The sequence below is a fragment of the Microbacterium sp. SS28 genome (assembly GCF_022761035.1).
Classification (GTDB): Bacteria; Actinomycetota; Actinomycetes; order Actinomycetales; family Microbacteriaceae; genus Microbacterium.
This window is the reverse complement of record NZ_JAKWJP010000003.1, coordinates 152,394-170,251: the sequence shown is the minus strand read 5'-3', so window position 1 is coordinate 170,251 and position 17,858 is coordinate 152,394. Positions and strand designations below refer to the sequence as shown.

Here is a 17,858-nt window from a genome sequence, read left to right as displayed (position 1 = left end):
AGCGCGCGGCAGAAGGCCCCGGGCGACTCACGAGGTCGCTCGGGGCCTTCTGCGTGCGCGGCGCGCCCCGCGGGTCAGTGCACGAGCACCGGCACGGGAAGGACCGCCTTCGAGTCAGACCAGCCGTCGGCCCCCGTGAACGAGACGCGCAGCAGGTGCACACCCTTCGCGAGCTTCGGCAGCGCGATGTCGAGCTTGCCCTTCGCCGCGGCGGTGACGGATGCCGTCGCCACGACCTTGCCGTTGTCGCTCACCGTGACAGTCCCCTGCGGGGCGCTGCCGTCGTCCGCGAGCACCTTGCCGACGATCTTGACTGACGTGCCGAAGGGAGCTGCGAGCCGGCTCGGGGCCGCGAGCACCGTCGTGCCGACGGGCTGGCGGTCCACGAGCACCGCGACCGACCGCGCGGGCACCGTCACGGTGCCGGTCGCGGCATCCCACGACGTCGTCTTCACGACGGCGTCGGAGCCGTTCGCGAGCGCCGGTGTCAGAGCGAAGCCGCGGCCCGCGAGCGACGGGATCGCCTGCGTCGTCGCCTCGGGCGAGGCGTTGAAGACGACGAGCGCACCCTCGAGCGCGGGATCGACGTCCTTGCCGAGCAGGTCATCGATGAGCATCACGATGACGCCGGGAGCGGCATCCGTCCCGCTGTTCGGGAACGTGACCTTCTGCTCGATGAGCGCGGCAGACCCCAGGCGCAGCAGGTCGACCTCTTCGCGCACCTTCAGCAGGTCGAGGGCGGATGCCTCGGCCGCCGCCATGTCGGACGCGCCCGGCTTGAGCGCCGGGTTCGCCAGCAGCGGCCCGAGGATGCTCCACCGGTCGCCGTTGTCGGCCTGGATCGGCAGGCCCGACCCGAAGGTCGACTCCTGGCCCGTCCAGTCGATCCGGTTGAACCAGTCGCCCGCGTTGTAGCTGTTGTCGTCGAGCGACTTCGACCGCAGGAGCTCCGTGCCGGCGTGCCAGAACGACGGCGACTGCGAGAGCGTCACTGTCGCGAGCGACAGGGTGTTCATGCGCACGCGGTCGGCCATCGACGTGTCTGTCGGCAGCTTGAGCACCGACAGGTCGTACAGCGTGTTGTTGTCGTGCGCGTCGACGTAGTTGATCGTCTCGTCGGGCTGGTCGGCGTAGCCGGCCTCGGCGCCGTTGTAGTCGATCTCGGCGCCCGACCTGACGGTGCCGTCGGCCGATGTGAACTCGAAGTCGCGCAGGTTGCCCGTGAGTCCGATCTTCACGAGGTCGGTCATGTCGCCGAGCGTCGCGAGCTGCTCCTCGGCCGTGCCGCTGCGGCCGTTCGGGTCGGTGCCCAGGCCCGTGCCGAAGCCCTGCTCGTACGTCGACTCGCGGACCGGGCTGCCACCGTGCACGCCGTCGCGCAGGCGATCGTTGAACGTGCCGATGCCCGTGCCGCCGAGCTGCCCCTGCGTCGCCTGCTCGAACAGCGCGTTGTTCGTCACCTCGCCGAAGTTCCAGCCCTCGCCGTACAGGTAGATCGCCTTGCCGTCGACGCCGTCCTTCTTCAGCGTGAGCTCGTCGAGCGCCGCGCGGATCGCGAGCATGTTCTGCTTCGAGTGGTGCCCCATGAGGTCGAAGCGGAAGCCGTCGACCTTGTAGTCGCGCGCCCATGTGACGACGGAGTCGACCATGAGCTTCTGCGCCACCTCGTGCTCGGTCGCGACGTTCTGGCAGCACGTCGAGGTCTCGACCTTGCCGGCCGCGTTGAGGCGCTGGTAGTAGCCCGGCACGACCCGATCGAGCACCGACTTCGCACCCTGACCCGACTCGGCCGTGTGGTTGAACACCTCGTCGAGCACGACCTGCAGGCCGAGGCCGTGCAGCGCGCCGACCATCGAGCGGAACTCCGAGACACGCGCGCCGCCCTCGGGGTCGGTCGCGTACGAGCCCTCGGGAACCGAGTAGTGGTACGGGTCGTAGCCCCAGTTGAAGGCGTCGGTCGCCGCGACCGCCGAGACGCACGCCTGCTGCTCCGCGGAGTCGGCCGGCAGCGCCGCGAGGTCGCACGCGGGCGTCTGCTGCGCCGCCTTGTCCTCTTCGATCGACGCGATGTCGAACGACGGCAGCAGGTGCACCGTGTTGATGCCGGCGTCGGAGAGCTGCTTCAGCTGCGCCGTGCCCGCGCTCTTCTGCGTGAAGGCGAGGTACGTGCCGCGCAGATCCGCCGGCACCGTCTCGTCCGTCGCCGAGAAGTCGCGGATGTGCAGCTCGTAGATCGCGCGGTCGACGGGGCGCTCGACGACGGGCGCCGCCGTCTTCTCCCACTGCTTCGGCTTCCAGCTCTTGTCGTCGAGGTCGACCGCGACCGACCTCTTCGAGTTCTCGGTCAGCGCGAACGAGTACGGGTCCGTGACCTGGTTGGTCTCGATCTTCTGCGTCGTCGGCGCGTAGACGACGACCTCCCACAGGTACTCGTCGCCCTTGAGGTCCTTCTTGCCCTTGACCGTCCAGGTTCCGGATGCCGCGTCCCACGTCGCCTCGTGGGGCACGGGGTCGCCGGTGGCGCCCGCCTCCCAGGTCAGGAGCGTCGCGGACTGCCCCGTCGGAGCCCACAGCCGGAACGTCGGCTTGTTCCCCTGGAACGTCACGCCGAGATCGAGGTCCTCGACGGCGTCCGCGTAGAGGTCGTCGAGCACGCCCGGGATCTGCACGCCCGTGAAGGCGGTCAGGGTTCCCGCTGCGTTCCGCTGAGCGACCATGAGCTGGCCCTTCAGCAGCGCGGCGGCAGCATCCCGATCCTGCCCGTCGACGTGCAGCGCGATGTACGACGCGAGCGCGGGGAAGGTGCCCTTCTGCTCGGCCGTGAGGCCCCCCGCGATGCGGGTCAGGGCGATCGGATCGCCGCCCGTGATCACGCGGTCGGGAGAGACGGCGAGCGCGGCATCCGTCGACGAATACAGCTGCCACTGCGCGTCAGCCGCCGTGGACCCGAGGTTTGCGGGCCACGCGATCGTCTCGGCGTCGATCCAGTGCGCGCGCAGCTCGCCCGTGCCGGCGAGCGGCGGGTCGGCCGACTTCACGGTGAGCAGGTGCGTCGCGATGTCGTAGCGGAAGGTCGTGACCTTGCCCAGCGTCGCGCTGAAGCCGATGTTCGCGCCGCCGGGAGCGCCGCCCGCGCCGTAGTTCTCGTCCCACGATCGGTTGTGCATGACCTTGACCTCGTACGAGCCGGTGGGCAGGTCGTCGGTCGTGTACTGGAACGTGCCGTCGTGGTTCTGGTCGAACATCATCGTGGCGAGGCACGTCGGCTGCCAGTCCTCGGTGCAGCCGAGCTCGCTCTGCAGCGACCCGGGCAGCGTGACGACGGGGCCGTCCGCCGTCGACCAGACGTTCTTCGTGCGCGCGTCGAAGAAGAACGAGACGGGACCGTCGGCGGTGTGCTTCAGCGTGATGTTGCCGCCGCCGGGCGCGCCGCCCGCTCCGTAGTTCTCGGTCCACTCCTTGTTGATCGCGATCTTGTACTCGTACGTGCCCGCCGGCAGGCTCGAGAGCTCGAGCGCCCAGATGTCGCCCTTCTGCTTCGTCATCTGCACGAGGCCGCAGGCCGGCTGCCAGTGCTCGGGGCATCCCGCCTCGTCGTTGAAGCTGCCGGGGACGCTGACGGCGGCGTAGTCCGGCGCCGGCCCCTGCGGCTCGGGCTCCTCCGGGTCCTCGGGATCGACGGGCGCCGTCGCGAGGTTCACGCGGTGACCGACCGACGCGTACGTCGAGTCCGCCGAGCGATGGCCCGCGGCATCCGTCGACACCGCGCGGTACTCGACGAGCGTGCCGTCCGCGAGGCCCTCGATGTCGTGGAAGACGCCGGGCGCGGTGTCTTCGGCCGTGCCGAGCGCGTGCCAGTCGTCCGAGCCCGCGACGCGCCACGAGAAGCTCGTCTCGCGCCACGTGTTCGACGTCTCGGCCGAGACCGCGACCGAGCCCGTGAGCCCGGCACCCGCGACGGGAGCCTCGACCTTGATCGCCGCGGCCTCAGCGGGCGCCGAGACGGGGCGGTCGGCCTTGAAGACGCGGGTCGAGAGGGCGGGCACGGTGACGGATGCCGCGGCCGAGGCATCCGTCGTCACAGCCGCTCCCCCGCCGTAGACGGGCGTCAGCGTCGCACCCGCCGTGAGCGTCGTCACCGGGACGGTCTGCTCGGTCGTGGCGTTGTTCGTCGCGACGAGGTACTCGACCTTCTCGTCGCGGTCGACGCGCGAGAAGGCGTAGACGCCCGCGCTGTCGGCCGCGTAGCGCTCGATCTGCGCGCCGTCCGCGAGCGCGGGGTGCGCCTCGCGCAGGGCGGACAGCTCGGCGATGTGCGCGTACACGGGGGCGTCGGTCGCGTAGCGGTCCTGCGAGCCGGCCGCCTCGCCGGTTACGAGCGGCTGGTCCGTGTATTCGGCGATGTCGCTCGCGAAGAGAGTCTGACGCGAGTGGCGGTCCTTGCCGTCGCCCGTGCCCGCGAAGCCCTGCTCGTCGCCGTAGTAGACGACGGGCTGGCCGCGGCTCAGGAAGAGCAGATCGTGCGCGAGCAGGTCGCGCTGCAGCTGGCTCGTCTTGCCGTTGAGGAAGTACCCGATCCGGCCCATGTCGTGGTTGCCGAGGAAGGTCGGCAGCGCCGTCGCCGACGAGTCCGACGTCGTGTAGTGGTCGTCGCCCGCGAACATCGTGCTGAGGTTCTTCACGGGGCCGCCGCCGGCGAACGAGCTCGCGGCGGACTGGAACGTGAAGTCGAGGACCGAGTTCATGTCGGTCTGGCGCACGTACGGAGCGAGCTTCGTCGGGTCGGCGTCGTAGACCTCGCCGAACATGAAGAAGTCGGGCTTGCCGTTCGCGTGGGCGTAGTCGAGGACCTCGGTCGTCCACTTCTCCCAGAACTCGAAGTTCACGTGCTTGGCGGTGTCGATGCGGAAGCCGTCGATGCCGAGGTCGATCCATGCGTCGTAGACGTCGACGAAGCCGTCGACGACGGCGGGATGCTCCGTCATGAGGTCGTCGAGCCCCACGAAGTCGCCGTACGTGACGGACTCTCCGGCCCACGTCGAGTCGCCGCGGTTGTGGTACAGCGTCGGGTCGTTGAGCCAGGCGGGCACCTTGACGTCCTTCTCGGCATCCGCGATGACGGGCGTGTAGGGGAACGAGGTCGCGGGGTCGAGCGCCGGGAACGTGTCGCCGCCCGCGAGTTCGTCGATCTTGATCTCGTTGCCGTCGGCGTCGAGGTAGGGCGAGTCGCCGATGTCGACGTAGGAATTCGTGCCCTCGGCGTACGAGATGACGTCGGCCGTGTGGTTCGTGATGATGTCGAAGTAGACCTTGATGCCCTTGGCGTGGGCCGCCGCGATGAAGGACTCGAGCTCGGCGTTCGTGCCGAGGTGCGGGTCGATCTGCGTGAAGTCGGTGATCCAGTAGCCGTGGTAGCCCGCGCTCGCGTCGGCGCCGGCGCCCTGCACGGGCTTGTTCTTGAAGCTCGGCGTGAGCCAGATCGCGCTCGTGCCGAGGCCCGCGATGTAGTCGAGGTTGTCGTGCAGGCCCGCGATGTCGCCGCCGTTGTAGAAGCCCGTGCTCGTCGGGTCGAAGCCGGTCGTGAGGCGGTCGCCCGCGAGCCCGCCCGTGTCGTTGGCGGTGTCGCCGTTGGCGAAGCGGTCGGTCATGACGAAGTAGAACTGCTCGCCGCTGCCCGCCTGGCGGACGGGCGGCGCGACGAGGGCGTCGTCCTCGGCCGTGTAGCCCGCGCGCACCGACAGCACCTCGACGCCGATCCGGTGCTGCACGTCGTCGAAGACGAACCGCAGCCTCGAGGGCCCGGCGACCGTCAGCGGAGCGTTGTCGTTGCCGCCGTTCAGGCCGTACGACTCTCCCCAGCCGTCGTCGACGGCGACCTTGTACAGCCACGACCCTGCGGGCACCTCGAACTCGGCTGCGTAGATGTTCGGGTCATCCGTCGGCTCGAGCTCGGTCGCGGCGCACTCCGGCTGCCAGTCGTCCGAGCATCCGAGCTCTTTCTGCAGGTCGCCGACGAGAGCGAAGGTGCGCTCGGCGGCGGCGGCCGGAGCCGCAAGGGCCGTCACGCCACCCGTGAGGGCGAGCGCGGCGGCAAGGAGGGTGGCGAGCACGCGGCGGCGTGCGGCAGTCGTCTTCGACACTTCAGTGGCTCCTGAGGATGGAGCGGGCACGGCGACGTGCCCGGCTGCGGTGTCTGCGACGCTAGCGCGTGGGTGGGACAGAATGCAAGCGCTTACATAATGAGAGAACCCTCATCTAGGATTCGCTGATGCCGCGCCCGCGCCCTTCTCGGCGCGTGCGCGGAAGCGCTTGCAGCGGTGTCAGCCCCGGGTTTCCGCGGTGCCGTAGGTGCTGCGCTGCTCGATGACGGCGAGCGTGCACCGCGAGATGCACACGAGCTTGCCCGCGTCGTCGACGATCCGGACCTCCCACACGTGACTGCGCCGCCCGATGGCGGCGGGCGTCGCCGTCGCCGTGACCCAGCCCGAGAAGACCGGGCGGATGTGGTTGGCGTTGATCTCCTGGCCCACGACGTGGAACTTCTCGCGATCGACCGCGAGATAGCCCGCCCACGAGGCGAGCGTCTCGGCGAGCGCGACCGACGCGCCGCCGTGCAGCACGCCGGCCGGCTGCACCGTGCGGTGGTCGACCGGCATGCGCGCGACGACGGCGTCGTCCCGCACCTCGAGCATCTCGATGCCGAGGCCTTCGATGAGCGTCCCGCCCGCCATCGCGTTGAGCGGGACGGCCGAGACCTCGCCGAACCAGATGCTCACACCGCTGCCTCTTCCGCGCGCTCGGCGGCATCGCGCTGCGCGGCATCCGGAACATAGCCGTCGATGTGCCGCTCGTCGGGTCCGTTGTAGGCCGACAGTGGGCGGATGAGCGCGTTGGACGCCGTCTGCTCCACGATGTGCGCCGTCCAGCCGACGATCCGCGCCGCGACGAACAGCGGCGTGAAGGTCAGCGTGTCGAAGCCCATCAGGTGGTACGCGGGGCCCGACGGGTAGTCGAGGTTGGGGTAGATGCCCTTGCGCCCGACGAACTCGGTCTCGAGGGCGTCGTAGAGGGCCGCGAGGTCGTGCGCGTCGTAGTGCTCGACGAGCGTGTCGAGGGCGGCCTTCATCGTCGGGACGCGCGAGTCGCCCTTCTTGTACACGCGGTGCCCGAAGCCCATGATCTTGCGCTTCTCGGCGAGCGCTTCGTCGAGCCACGGGCCGACGTTGTCGGCCGATCCGATCTCGTCGAAGATGTGCATGACCGCCTCGTTCGCGCCGCCGTGCAGCGCGCCCTTGAGCGCGCCGATCGCCCCGACGACCGCCGAGTAGAGGTCTGCCATCGTGCTCGTGATGACGCGCGCCGTGAACGTCGACGCGTTGAAGGAGTGCTCGGCGTACATGATCATCGACACGTTGAACGCGGCCGCGACCGTCGCGTCGGGCTCTTGGCCGAACGTCACCCACAGGAAGTTGTGCGAGTAGTCCAGGTCGTCGCGCGACGCGATCGGCTCCTCGCCACGGCGACGGCGCTGGTCGTACGCGACGATCGCGGGGAGCTTGCCGAAGAGCCGCTCCGCCTTCGCGAGATCCGACTCGGGCGAGTTGTCGTACGTGGTCGGGTCGCAGGCGCCGATGACCGAGACCGCCGTGCGGACGACGTCCATGGGGTGCGCCTCGAGCGGCAGCAGGTCGATCGCCTGCTTGACGTTGGCGTCGAGCGCCCGATGCGATCGTTCGCGCGTGCGGAACGCCTCGAGCTCGGCATCCGTCGGGAGCTCGCCGTGCCACAGCAGGTAGGCGACCGCCTCGAACGGCTGCGTCGCCGCGAGCTCGTGCACGGGGTAGCCCCGGTACAGCAGCGAGTTGCTGTCGGGATTGACCTTGCTCACCGCGGTGTAGTCGACGGTGACCCCCGCGAGGCCCTTCTTGATCTCGATCGTGTCAGTCATGGGTTCTCCTTTGCCCCGCGCTCAGCGGCTGATCTGGAAGTTGAAGACGTTGTTGTCGAAGTGGCCGTACGCCTCGTAGTCGATGAGGTCGTACAGGTCGGCGCGGTGCTGCATCTCGCCGAGCTTGGCGGTGAGATGGCCGTCGCCCTGGAGCGTGTCGAGGGCGCGGGATGCCGCTCCCATCGCGATCCGCAGCAGCGACACGGGCCAGATCACGATGTTGACCCCGACGTCGCGCAGCTGGTCGACGCTGAACAGGTCGGACTTCCCGAACTCCGTCATGTTGGCCAGGATCGGCACGTCGACCGCGGCCCGCACGGCGGCGAACTCCTCGAGCGAGCGCATCGCCTCGGGGAAGATCGCGTCGGCCCCGGCGTCGACGAGCGCCTTGGCGCGGTCGATCGCGGCATCCATCCCTTCGACAGCACGGATGTCGGTGCGCGCCATGATCAGGAAGTCGGGGTCCCGACGGGCGTCGGCGGCGGCGCGGATGCGCTTGATCGCCGTCGACTCGTCGACGACGGCCTTGCCGTCGAGGTGCCCGCAGCGCTTGGGGTTGATCTGGTCCTCGATGTGGGCGCCGGCGACGCCCGCGTCTTCGAGGGTCTGGATCGTGCGGGCGACATTCATCGGCTCGCCGAAGCCCGTGTCGGCGTCGATGATCGCGGGCAGATCCGTCATGCGGGCGATCTGCGCGCCGCGGCCCGCAACCTCGGTCAGTGTCGTGAGCCCGATGTCGGGCAGACCGAGGTCGGCCGACAGCACGGCGCCCGAGATGTAGACGCCCTCGAACCCCTTCTGCTCGATGAGCCGGGCGCTGAGCGGATTGAAGGCGCCCGGGAAGCGCAGCAGCTCACCCGAGGCGAGCCGCTCGCGGAACGCGCGGCGCTTCTCATGCGCGGGGATCGTCGAGTACAGCATCAGCGCACAGCTCCTTCACCAGATTCGGGCGAGTTCGCGATATTCGGACGGATTCGGCTGCGGCATCCGAATGTCGTGGAATGATCCGAAGTTCGTGGGGCGCTCGGAGCGGGCGCGACCAGCATCAGAACAGGCCCTTCGGAGCCGGCGCGCCCGCCAGGACGCCGAGCTGGGCGACGATCGAGAGCTGCTGCACCTCGGCCGGCGTGAGCTCGGGCAGGCGCTGCGCGAGGTCGAGGAACCGCTCGATCTCCTCCTGCGCGAGCACGGGCTCGGCCAGCAGGCGGAACTTGCGGATGTAGTCCTCGCGCGCGAACGGCCGCGCGCCGAGCGGGTGGGCGTCGGCGACCGCGATCTCGTCCTCGATGACCGACCCGTCGGTCAGGGTCACGACGACACGACCGCCGAACGCCTTCTCGTTCGGGTCGTCCGAGTGGTAGCGGCGCGTCCACTCGGCGTCCTCGGCCGTCGTGATCTTGTGCCACAGCTCGACGGTGTCCTCCCGCGCGGCGCGGGCCGGCGCGTACGAGTCGACGTGATGCCAGCCGCCATCCTGCAGCGCGACGGCGAAGATGTACGGGATCGAGTGGTCGAGCGTCTCGCGCGAGGCAGTCGGGTCGTACTTCTGCGGGTCGTTCGCGCCCGAGCCGATGACATAGTGCGTGTGGTGGCTCGTGTGCAGCACGATCGACTCGACGTCGGCCGGGTCGAAGGACGCCTCGTTGTGCAGCTTGCGTGCGAGGTCGATCCACGCCTGCGCCTGATACTCGGCCGAGTGCTCCTTCGTGTACGAATCGAGGATGCCGCGCTTGGCCTCGCCCGGAGCCGGGAGCGGCACGTCGTACGAGGCGCCCGGGCCGTCCAGCATCCACGCGACGACGCCGTCCTCGCCCTCGTAGATCGGCGAAGGAGAGGTCTCGCCGCGCATCGCGCGGTCGACGGCCTCGACCGCCATCTTGCCCGCGAACGCGGGAGCGTGCGCCTTCCACGTCGAGATCTCGCCCTTGCGCGACTGCCGCGTCGCCGTCGTCGTGTGCAGCGCCTGGCCGACGGCCTGGTAGATCGTCTCGACGGGCAGACCCAGCAGGGTGCCGATGCCGGCCGCCGCGGAGGGTCCGAGGTGTGCGACGTGGTCGATCTTGTGCTTGTGCAGGCAGATCGCGCGGACGAGGTCGATCTGGATCTCGTAGCCCGTCGCGAGGCCGCGCACGAGCGCCGCGCCGTCGGCCCCGACGTGCTGCGCGACGGCGAGGATCGGCGGGATGTTGTCGCCGGGGTGCGAGTAGTCCGCCGCGAGGAACGTGTCGTGGTAGTCGAGCTCGCGCACCGCGACACCGTTCGCCCACGCCGCCCACTCGGGTGATGTGCGGCGCTCGAGCGCGCAGCCGAACACCGTCGCACCGTCGCCGCCGATCGAGACGGCGTGGTCGAGCGCCTGCTGCCGCGCGGCGCTGACGGGTGCGCGGGTGAGGGAGGCTGCCGCGACCGACGCGTTGTCGATCACGCGGTTGATGATCATGTCGACGACCTCGGGCTCGACCTCGACGGGGTCGGCCGCGACCTCGGCGATGTGCCAAGCGAGCTGCCCTTCGCGCGCGAGGTTCTCGTCGCTGCGGTGGACGCGGAGGTGGTGGATGACGGTCATGCTGCTCCCTGTTCGTGATGGACGGATGCCGCGGCCCCCGTCGCGACGCCCGCGGGGGCGTCGGCGACCGAATCGAGGATGCTCGCGAGCGCGTTGTGCAGGTGGACGTGGGTCGCGTGCGCCGCGAGGTCGGCGTCGCGGGCCGCGATCGCGGCGGCGATGAGCCGATGCTCGGCGACGGATGCCGCGAGCCGGCCGGGATTGTCGCGCGCGAGCCGGCGCACCCGCACGAGGTGCGTGCGGACGGTGCGCAGGGCCGAGGTCAGGTAGTCGTTCGCGACGGCGGAGTCGAGTTCGGCGTCGAACCGCGCGATGACGGCGTAGTAGTCGTCGGTCGCGGCGACGCCGTCGACGGTGGCTGCCGAGAACTCGCGGGCGAGCTGCGCGAAGGCCGCGGCATCCCCCCGTTCCGACGCAAGTCGCGCGGCGGTCTCCTCGAGCGCACGGCGCACTTCGAAGAGCTCGCGGATGTCGCCCGCGTCGACGTCGCTGACGACCGTGACGCGCGGGGACTGCTGCACGACGAGCCCGTCGGCCGCGAGCCGGCCCAGCGCTTCGCGCAGCGGAGTGCGGCTGACCCCGAGCCGAGCGGCCTGCTCGACCTCGCCGAGCACGGCGCCCGGCGCGAGGCGTCCGGACTGGATCTCGTCGAGGAGGCTCGCGTACGCCCGGTCACTCGCCCGCATAACGCACCTCCTCGATCACGGCAGGCCTAGTGTATACACAGCGGGCCGTATCCGGCCACCCGGCCCCTTCAGCATCCCCATTCGTATACATACGACACCTGCAAGCCGACCTCTACCGGTGACCCGGGGACAGGTGTAGCGTCCGCCTCGAGCGGGGGCCCTGACAAACGGAGATGCAATGAAGCACACTCGCACCGCGGCGATCGTCGCCGCCCTCGCCGCAGCCCTTCTGGCGCTCGCGACGGCCCCCGCCTCGGCGGCACCCGCCGAGATCGATCATTGGACCGATTCGGTGACCCATATCGAGCAGGAGGCGCACGAGGCCTGGTGCCCCGACGTCCCCTTCCTCGTGCTGTACCACGAGGATTCCCACGGGAACTTCCACGGCGTCGAGCGCAGGGGCGCGTTCTACGGCGGGAGCTCGTTCCACGTCGAGGCCAGCTGGACGAACGTCGAGAACGGCAAGTCCTTCAGCCTCGTGCAGCAGGGCGTCGACAAGGATCACCTCGTCATCCCGCAGGAGGACGGCACGATCATGCTGACGTTCCTGAACACCGGCGCGTCGACGTATTACGACAATGACGGCAAGAGGATGTTCGTGGATGCGGGCCGCACGTTCGGGACCGTCCATCTCGACGCCGACTACAACTTCATCGAGTTCATCGAGGCCGACGCCAAGGGCCACTTCGAGACGGCGGGCCGCGACTTCTGCGCAGACGTCATGGAGTTCATCGGCTGACACCGGCGCGGGCCACTCCGGCTGCGATCCCCTCCAGCCGGAGGGACCCGTGAGGATTGCGTAAGGAATATTCAGAAGTTTGTGAAACCGGCGTAGCGTGCGGGGCATGACCACAGTCATCCGCACGAGCGGCCTCGTGAAGCGCTACGGCCGCCACAACGCCCTGGACGGCCTCGACCTCGAGGTCGCGGGCGGCGAGATCCACGGGTTCCTCGGGCCCAACGGCGCGGGCAAGTCCACGACGATCCGCATCCTCCTGGGCCTCGCGCGCGCCAACGGCGGCGAGGCGTCCGTCTTCGACCTCCATCCGTGGCGCGACGCTGTCGCCATCCATCGCCGCGCCGCCTACATCCCCGGCGACGTCAGCGTGTGGCCGAACCTGACCGGCGGCGAGGCGGTCGACCTGCTCGCGCGCCTGCGCGGCGCCGCCGCGCGCGACCGCGTCTACCTGGCTGAGAAGGAGCGACTCATGGAGGCGTTCCAGTTCGACGCGCGCAAGAAGGGAAGGGCCTACTCGAAGGGCAACCGGCAGAAGGTCGCGCTCATCGCGGCGTTCGCCGTGCCGGCAGAGCTCTACATCTTCGACGAGCCGACGAGCGGGCTCGACCCGCTCATGGACGTCATGTTCCGGCGTGAGGTCGCGCGAGTGCACGCGACGGGCGCCACGGTGCTGCTCTCGAGCCACATCATGTCGGAGGTCGAGCAGCTGTGCGAACGGGTCTCGATCATCCGCGCGGGGCGGATCGTCGACGCCGGCACGCTCGCCGACATGCGGCACCTCACGCGGACGGAAGTGTCGTACGAGGGATCGGATGCCGCCCCCATCGCAGCGCTCTCGGATGCGCACGACGCCCTCGTCGAGGACGGGCGGGTTCGCTTCACGGTCGACAGCGACCGCGTCACCGGGGTCCTGCCGGAACTCTCGCGCTTGGGCGTCTCGGGCCTGCGGGTCGCGCCGCCGTCGCTCGAAGAGCTCTTCCTGCGCCACTATGGCGATGACCTCGCCGCGCTGGAGGGGAACGGACGATGAGGCGCGTCGGGATCCTGCTCGCCCAGCGCCTTCGTCGCGACTGGCTGCAGCTGACCCTGTGGATCCTCGGCACGATGGCGCTCGCCCTCGCGGGCCTGAACGGCACGGCGACGACCTACGGCAATGATCAGGAACGCACGACCCTTCTCGCGACCGTGATGGCCAACCCCGTCATCCTGCTCTTCCGCGGGCTGCCTTCGGGACCCGACGAGTCGGCCTTCATGGTTTTCCTGCTCCTGCCCTTCCTCGTGATGATGGCGGCATTCATGAGCACGTTCCTCGCGGTGCGCCACACGCGCGGCGACGAGGAGGCCGGACGTCTCGAGCTCGTGGCCGCGACGACGGCCGGGAGGACCCTGCCGACGGTCGCGACGATCGTCCACGGCGTGCTCGCGAACGCGATCCTGGGCGTCCTCGTCGCGGCGGCCTTCCTCAGCGGCGGATCCCCGACCGAGGGGTCGCTGCTCGCGGGCTTCACCGCCGCGTGCGGCGGGCTGACCTACCTCGGCTTCGCCCTCCTCTCGGCGCAGCTCATGCGCACCTCGCGCGGCGCGAACTCGCTCGCCGTCTGGGTGCTCGTGGTGACCTATTTCATCGCCGGCATCGGCAACGCTGTCGGCACCCCGAGTGACGACCTCACGCACATGGAGAGCTCGTGGCTGACCTGGCTCTCGCCATTCGGGTGGGCCGAGAACACGCGCGCGTTCGACGAGAACCTCTGGTGGCCCGCTCTGCTCTGCCTTGCGGCGTTCGTCGTCTTCGCAGGAGCGGCACTGGCGCTCCAGACCGTCCGGGACCTCGGCGGGAGCATCGTCGCCGAGCGACACGGCCGCTCGGCCGCGCGCCCCGCGCTGTCGTCCACGACGGCGCTCGTCACGCGGCTCGCGGCGGGCTCGACGATCGGATGGATGGCGGGCGCGTTCTTCGCGGGAGCCCTCTCGACCTCGCTCGGCTCGGTCGTGAACGAGATGGGCTCGGACAATCCGGCGGTCGCGGACATGCTCAGGGCCCTCTCGGCGGAGGCCGACCTCGAACAGGCGGTCGTCGTCGTGTTCTTCACGATGGTCGGCCTGCTCGCGGCGTGCGCCGCCGTGCAGACGGTCGCCCGCGCCCGTCAGGAGGAGGCGCACGGAACGGCGGAGCCGGTCCTGGCCACACCCGTGCAGCGGGTGCGATGGCTCGCCGATTTCGTCGTCATCGGGTTCATCGCGATCGTGCTGACGTGCGCCGCGGCCTTCGTGGGCGCGTGGACGGGTTCAGCCCGATCGGCGAACGGCGCGAGCCTCACCCAGGACGCATTCGTCGCCGCTGCGGGACAGGTCGTCGCAGCATCCGTCTTCCTCGTCCTGACGGCGGTCATCTTCACGATCGCGCCCCGCTGGACGATCCCCCTCGGCTGGACGCTCGTCACCGCCGCCATCGTCTTCGGGCTCTTCGGCCCGCTGCTGGGGCTGCCGGAATGGGTCACGAACCTCTCGCCGTTCTCGGTCGCGCCGGTCCCGAGTGGAGACGAGGTCGATCTGCGCGGGATGTGGTGGCTGCTGCTGACCGTGGGGGTGGGGGCGGCGGCATCCCTGACCCTCATGCAGCGCCGCGAGCTCGCGAGCGCCGGGTAGGTGAACCGCGTGGGGGACGAGCATCCGGGAACCGATGCGGCCGAGCAGGCCGCCTCGCTTCTGACGGCCGCCGGAATGGCGCGGATGCCGAGCCGCGTCATGATGGCTCTGGTCGGCTCGCCCGACGACGGCTACACGGCCGCCGAGCTCGCCGAGCGGCTCGGCGTCTCGGCCGCCGCCGTGTCGGGCGCGGTCCGCTACCTGCACTCGATCCACATGATCCGGCGCATCTCGCGTCCCGGAGATCGCCGCGATCGATACGACCTCGCCGACGACGCGTGGAGCGACGTCGCGACCGCGAACGCGCCGCTGTACACCCGGCTCGCCGACTTCATGGACCTCATCGCCGACGACAACGGCGAGGCCCCTGCCTCCGTCGCCCGCGCTCGCGCGACCGCCGACTTCCTGCGTTTTCTCGCGACGCGCATGCCGGAGCTCGTCGAGGAGTGGCGCGCGCACCGGGAGGAGCCGGCCGCCGGGTAGCCTTGCCCGAGTGACTTCCGACGCTCCCTACATCGTGGCCACCGACGGCGCCTGCAAGGGCAACCCGGGACCGACCGGCTGGGCATGGGTCGCCGAAGACGGGCACTGGGCGGCGGGAGCGCTGCCGACCGGGACGAACAACATCGGCGAGCTGCTCGGCCTGCTGCGCGCCATCGAGGACCACGCCGATGTGCGCGACCTCGTCGTGCAGGCCGACTCGAAGTACGCGATCGACAGCTACGAGAAGTGGATGGACGGCCACCGCCGCCGCGGGTGGAAGACCTCCGCCGGCGCCCCGACGAAGAACCGCGAGCTGCTCGAGCAGCTCATCGCGGCGCGCGACGCGCGCAGGGCCGCGGGGCTTCCGGATGTCGTGCTCGAGCACGTCCGCGGGCACTCCGGCCACGTGCTCAACGCGTGGGCCGACGAGCGCGCCGTGCGCGCATCGGAGCACGCCGCGAAGGGCACCGAGAGCGCGTGGTCGTCACTCGGCACGCACCCCAAGCTCGACGTGTCGGCCGCCCCCAAGAACGGCCGCTGACCCGCCGGCGCGCCGCTCCCGCGGCCCGCGTCAGACTCCGGTCGAGCCCTCGAAGAGGCCGATCTCGTTGCCGTCGGGATCGCCGATGACCGCCCACCAGCTCGTCGGGGTGATCTCGGACTTGGCCATGAGCACGCTGCCGCCCGACTCGAGCGCCGCGACGACCGTGTCGTCGATCGAGTCGACCTCGACGTAGGAGCGCGGCTGCGAGAACCCCTCATCACGTGGAGCGAGGCCGCCGCCCGAGATCTCGTTGGGCGCGCGCCACATGGGGTAGCCCTCGAAGCCCGGGAGCTCGGCGAGCTTCCACCCGAACAGTCCCGAGTAGAACGCCGTCGCCCGGGGGAAGTCGCTGACCGGGATGTCGATGTGCGTGATGTCGCCGTGAGCCATCAGGGGTCCTCTCGTGCGGAGCCGACCCGGCCAGTCTCACGCCGCGCCGGGCGCGCCGCAAGAACCCCGGCGCGTCAGTCCGCGCCCGCCGCCGAGAGGTGCGCGTCGAGCGCGTCGAGGGCCGGCCGCTGACCCTTCACGAGCTTGTCGCGGGCGGCGGGGAGCGGCATCCACTCGGCCCTGTCGACCTCGGGGAAGGACTGCGTGCGGCCCGATCGAGGCGGCCATTCCAGCTCGAACTCGCCGAACTCGAGACCGTCGAGCGAGACGTCCGCGCCGTCCACGACGAAGACCGTGATGCGCTTGCCCGACGAGTACGCCCACGTGCCGAGTTCGGCGTAGGGCTCGGGCGGAGGCGCGATGCCGAGCTCCTCGCCGAACTCGCGCCGCGCCGCGTCGAGCGGCGTCTCGGACTCCGGGTCGAACTCGCCCTTCGGGATCGACCACGCGCCGTCGTCCTTCGCAGCCCAGAACGGGCCGCCCATGTGCGCAATCAGCACCTCGGCCGGCCCGGCCGTGGGGACCCGGTACAGGAGGAGTCCCGCGCTGTGCACCGGCATGTCCACCCCTTTCACGCCGCAGCGTCGGAGATCCGGCGTCCGTCGGACCGATCACGAGGATTCGGTCCGACGTTACGCGGATCTCCGACGCTGTGGTCGGTGCGAGGTGTCAGGCGCGAGCGATCAGGGACGCGTCGCGGGCGAGACCTCGTAGGTCTTCTCGGGGTCGCGCTCGGCGACGCCGCCCAGCGCCTCGTCGATCGCGGCCAGCGCATCGGCGTCGAGCTTCACGCCCGAGGCCTTGACGTTCGAGGCGATCTGCTCGGGACGGGATGCTCCGACCAGCGCCGAGGCGACGTTCGGGTTCTGCAGCACCCACGCGATCGCGAGCTGGGCGAGCGTGAGGCCCGCCTCGTCGGCGACGGGCTGCAGCCGCTGCACGGCGGCGAGGACGTCGTCGCGCAGGAACCGCTGGATGAAGTGCGCTCCGCTCTTCTCGTCGGTCGCGCGCGAACCTTCCGGCACGGGCTGGCCGGGCAGGTACTTGCCCGAGAGCACGCCCTGCGCGATGGGCGACCACACGATCTGCGAGATGCCGAGCTCGACCGAGGTCGGCACGACCTTCTCCTCGATGACGCGCCACAGCGCCGAGTACTGCGGCTGGTTCGACACGAGCTGGATACCGAGCTCCTTCGCGAGCGCGTGACCCTCGCGCAGCTGCTCCGCGGTCCACTCCGAGACGCCGATGTACAGCGCCTTGCCCTGGCGGACGACGTCGGCGAACGCCTGGAACGTCTCCTCGATGGGCGTCTCGTAGTCGTAGCGGTGGGCCTGGTAGAGGTCGACGTAGTCGACGCCGAGACGCTTGAGCGAGCCGTTGATGCCGTCGTGGATGTGCTTGCGGCTCAGGCCCACATCGTTGGCGCCCTTGGGGCCGATGGGCCAGTAGACCTTCGTGAGGATCTCGAGGCCCTCGCGACGCTGACCCGCGAGCGCCTTGCCGAGGACGATCTCGGCCTCGGTGTTCGCGTACACGTCAGCGGTGTCGAAAGTCGTGATGCCGGCGTCGAGCGCCGCGTGCACCGTCGCGATCGCCGCGTCGTCGCCGACCTGCGACGCGTGCGTCACCCAGTTGCCGTACGTGATCTCCGAGACCTTGAAGCCGCTGTTTCCGAGGTAGCGATACTCGACCATTCCTGCCTTCTCCTGTTCGTACGGCCACGCCGTGTCCGGCGGGCCGTCCTACCCTAGGCGCCCGCCTGGCCCCGCGTCCATTGGGAACGAAACGATTCGACGGATTGCCGGGAAAGAGCCGACGGATGCCGCGGCCGGCGCAGCGCGCGCCGCGGTCGGGCC

At 70.1% G+C, this 17,858-nt stretch carries 14 protein-coding genes; 5 read left to right on the top strand and 9 right to left on the bottom strand.

Going from position 1 to position 17,858, the window contains the following annotated elements; translation table 11 throughout:
* Window positions 1-74 precede the first annotated feature (74 nt).
* The 6 genes from pulA to MJ607_RS09925 form a co-directional block, all read right to left on the bottom strand.
* Window positions 75-6,140 carry a pullulanase-type alpha-1,6-glucosidase gene (gene pulA, locus MJ607_RS09950; RefSeq protein WP_243075433.1) on the bottom strand — a complete coding sequence of 2,022 codons (6,066 nt, stop codon included), beginning with the start codon at window positions 6,138-6,140 and terminating at the stop codon, window positions 75-77.
* 180 nt (window positions 6,141-6,320) lie between these two features.
* Window positions 6,321-6,776, bottom strand: a complete 456-nt coding sequence (locus MJ607_RS09945) for a hotdog fold thioesterase (RefSeq protein WP_243075432.1) — start codon at window positions 6,774-6,776, stop codon at window positions 6,321-6,323.
* Entirely contained in the window at window positions 6,773-7,948 is a 1,176-nt protein-coding gene (locus tag MJ607_RS09940) for a bifunctional 2-methylcitrate synthase/citrate synthase (protein ID WP_243075431.1), read from the bottom strand. Before MJ607_RS09940 ends, MJ607_RS09945 begins: the two co-directional genes overlap by 4 nt.
* 21 nt (window positions 7,949-7,969) lie before the next feature.
* A complete protein-coding gene (gene prpB, locus MJ607_RS09935) occupies window positions 7,970-8,869 on the bottom strand; it encodes a methylisocitrate lyase (RefSeq protein ID WP_243075430.1) in 900 nt (299 codons plus the stop codon).
* 124 nt (window positions 8,870-8,993) lie between these two features.
* The gene (locus MJ607_RS09930; RefSeq protein WP_243075429.1) at window positions 8,994-10,514 is read right to left on the bottom strand and encodes an MmgE/PrpD family protein; all 1,521 of its coding nucleotides are present in this window, start codon (window positions 10,512-10,514) and stop codon (window positions 8,994-8,996) included.
* Window positions 10,511-11,200 (bottom strand): GntR family transcriptional regulator, encoded by a 690-nt coding sequence (locus MJ607_RS09925; protein WP_243075428.1) that lies wholly within the window; start codon window positions 11,198-11,200, stop codon window positions 10,511-10,513. Before MJ607_RS09925 ends, MJ607_RS09930 begins: the two co-directional genes overlap by 4 nt.
* A 178-nt stretch (window positions 11,201-11,378) precedes the next feature.
* Between MJ607_RS09925 and MJ607_RS09920 the strand changes: the two genes are divergently transcribed.
* The 5 genes from MJ607_RS09920 to MJ607_RS09900 all read left to right on the top strand — a co-directional run bounded on the left by MJ607_RS09920 (window position 11,379) and on the right by MJ607_RS09900 (window position 15,609).
* A complete protein-coding gene (locus MJ607_RS09920; protein ID WP_243075427.1) occupies window positions 11,379-11,939 on the top strand; it encodes a hypothetical protein in 561 nt (186 codons plus the stop codon).
* A gap of 106 nt (window positions 11,940-12,045) precedes the next feature.
* Window positions 12,046-12,969 carry an ABC transporter ATP-binding protein gene (locus MJ607_RS09915; RefSeq protein ID WP_243075426.1) on the top strand — a complete coding sequence of 308 codons (924 nt, stop codon included), beginning with the start codon at window positions 12,046-12,048 and terminating at the stop codon, window positions 12,967-12,969.
* A complete protein-coding gene (locus MJ607_RS09910; protein WP_243075425.1) occupies window positions 12,966-14,585 on the top strand; it encodes an ABC transporter permease in 1,620 nt (539 codons plus the stop codon). The genes MJ607_RS09915 and MJ607_RS09910 overlap by 4 nt, the downstream gene beginning before the upstream one ends.
* Before the next feature lie 9 nt (window positions 14,586-14,594).
* Window positions 14,595-15,068, top strand: coding sequence for a GbsR/MarR family transcriptional regulator (locus tag MJ607_RS09905; RefSeq protein WP_243075424.1), 474 nt, complete (start codon window positions 14,595-14,597; stop codon window positions 15,066-15,068).
* 10 nt (window positions 15,069-15,078) lie between these two features.
* A complete protein-coding gene (locus MJ607_RS09900; protein WP_243075423.1) occupies window positions 15,079-15,609 on the top strand; it encodes a ribonuclease H in 531 nt (176 codons plus the stop codon).
* A gap of 30 nt (window positions 15,610-15,639) precedes the next feature.
* Here the strand turns inward: MJ607_RS09900 and MJ607_RS09895 are convergent, their stop codons facing one another.
* The 3 genes from MJ607_RS09895 to MJ607_RS09885 all read right to left on the bottom strand — a co-directional run bounded on the left by MJ607_RS09895 (window position 15,640) and on the right by MJ607_RS09885 (window position 17,696).
* A complete protein-coding gene (locus MJ607_RS09895; RefSeq protein WP_243075422.1) occupies window positions 15,640-16,002 on the bottom strand; it encodes a VOC family protein in 363 nt (120 codons plus the stop codon).
* Between the two features lie 74 nt (window positions 16,003-16,076).
* Window positions 16,077-16,562: an NUDIX domain-containing protein gene (locus tag MJ607_RS09890; protein WP_243075421.1), complete on the bottom strand. Its 486-nt coding sequence runs from the start codon at window positions 16,560-16,562 to the stop codon at window positions 16,077-16,079.
* Window positions 16,563-16,685: 123 nt separating this feature from the next.
* Window positions 16,686-17,696 carry an aldo/keto reductase family protein gene (locus MJ607_RS09885; RefSeq protein WP_243075420.1) on the bottom strand — a complete coding sequence of 337 codons (1,011 nt, stop codon included), beginning with the start codon at window positions 17,694-17,696 and terminating at the stop codon, window positions 16,686-16,688.
* Between the last annotated feature and the right edge of the window lie 162 nt (window positions 17,697-17,858).

Bases quoted from the DNA above. Each gene is read 5' to 3' on its own strand.
- MJ607_RS09915 (WP_243075426.1), top strand. From the start codon at position 12,046: ATGACCACAGTCATCCGCACGAGCGGCCTCGTGAAGCGCTACGGCCGC.
- MJ607_RS09895 (WP_243075422.1), bottom strand. From the start codon at position 16,002: ATGGCTCACGGCGACATCACGCACATCGACATCCCGGTCAGCGACTTC.
- prpB (WP_243075430.1), bottom strand. From the start codon at position 8,869: ATGCTGTACTCGACGATCCCCGCGCATGAGAAGCGCCGCGCGTTCCGC.
- MJ607_RS09940 (WP_243075431.1), bottom strand. From the start codon at position 7,948: ATGACTGACACGATCGAGATCAAGAAGGGCCTCGCGGGGGTCACCGTC.
- MJ607_RS09920 (WP_243075427.1), top strand. From the start codon at position 11,379: ATGAAGCACACTCGCACCGCGGCGATCGTCGCCGCCCTCGCCGCAGCC.
- MJ607_RS09930 (WP_243075429.1), bottom strand. From the start codon at position 10,514: ATGACCGTCATCCACCACCTCCGCGTCCACCGCAGCGACGAGAACCTC.
- MJ607_RS09890 (WP_243075421.1), bottom strand. From the start codon at position 16,562: ATGCCGGTGCACAGCGCGGGACTCCTCCTGTACCGGGTCCCCACGGCC.
- MJ607_RS09885 (WP_243075420.1), bottom strand. From the start codon at position 17,696: ATGGTCGAGTATCGCTACCTCGGAAACAGCGGCTTCAAGGTCTCGGAG.
- MJ607_RS09910 (WP_243075425.1), top strand. From the start codon at position 12,966: ATGAGGCGCGTCGGGATCCTGCTCGCCCAGCGCCTTCGTCGCGACTGG.
- MJ607_RS09925 (WP_243075428.1), bottom strand. From the start codon at position 11,200: ATGCGGGCGAGTGACCGGGCGTACGCGAGCCTCCTCGACGAGATCCAG.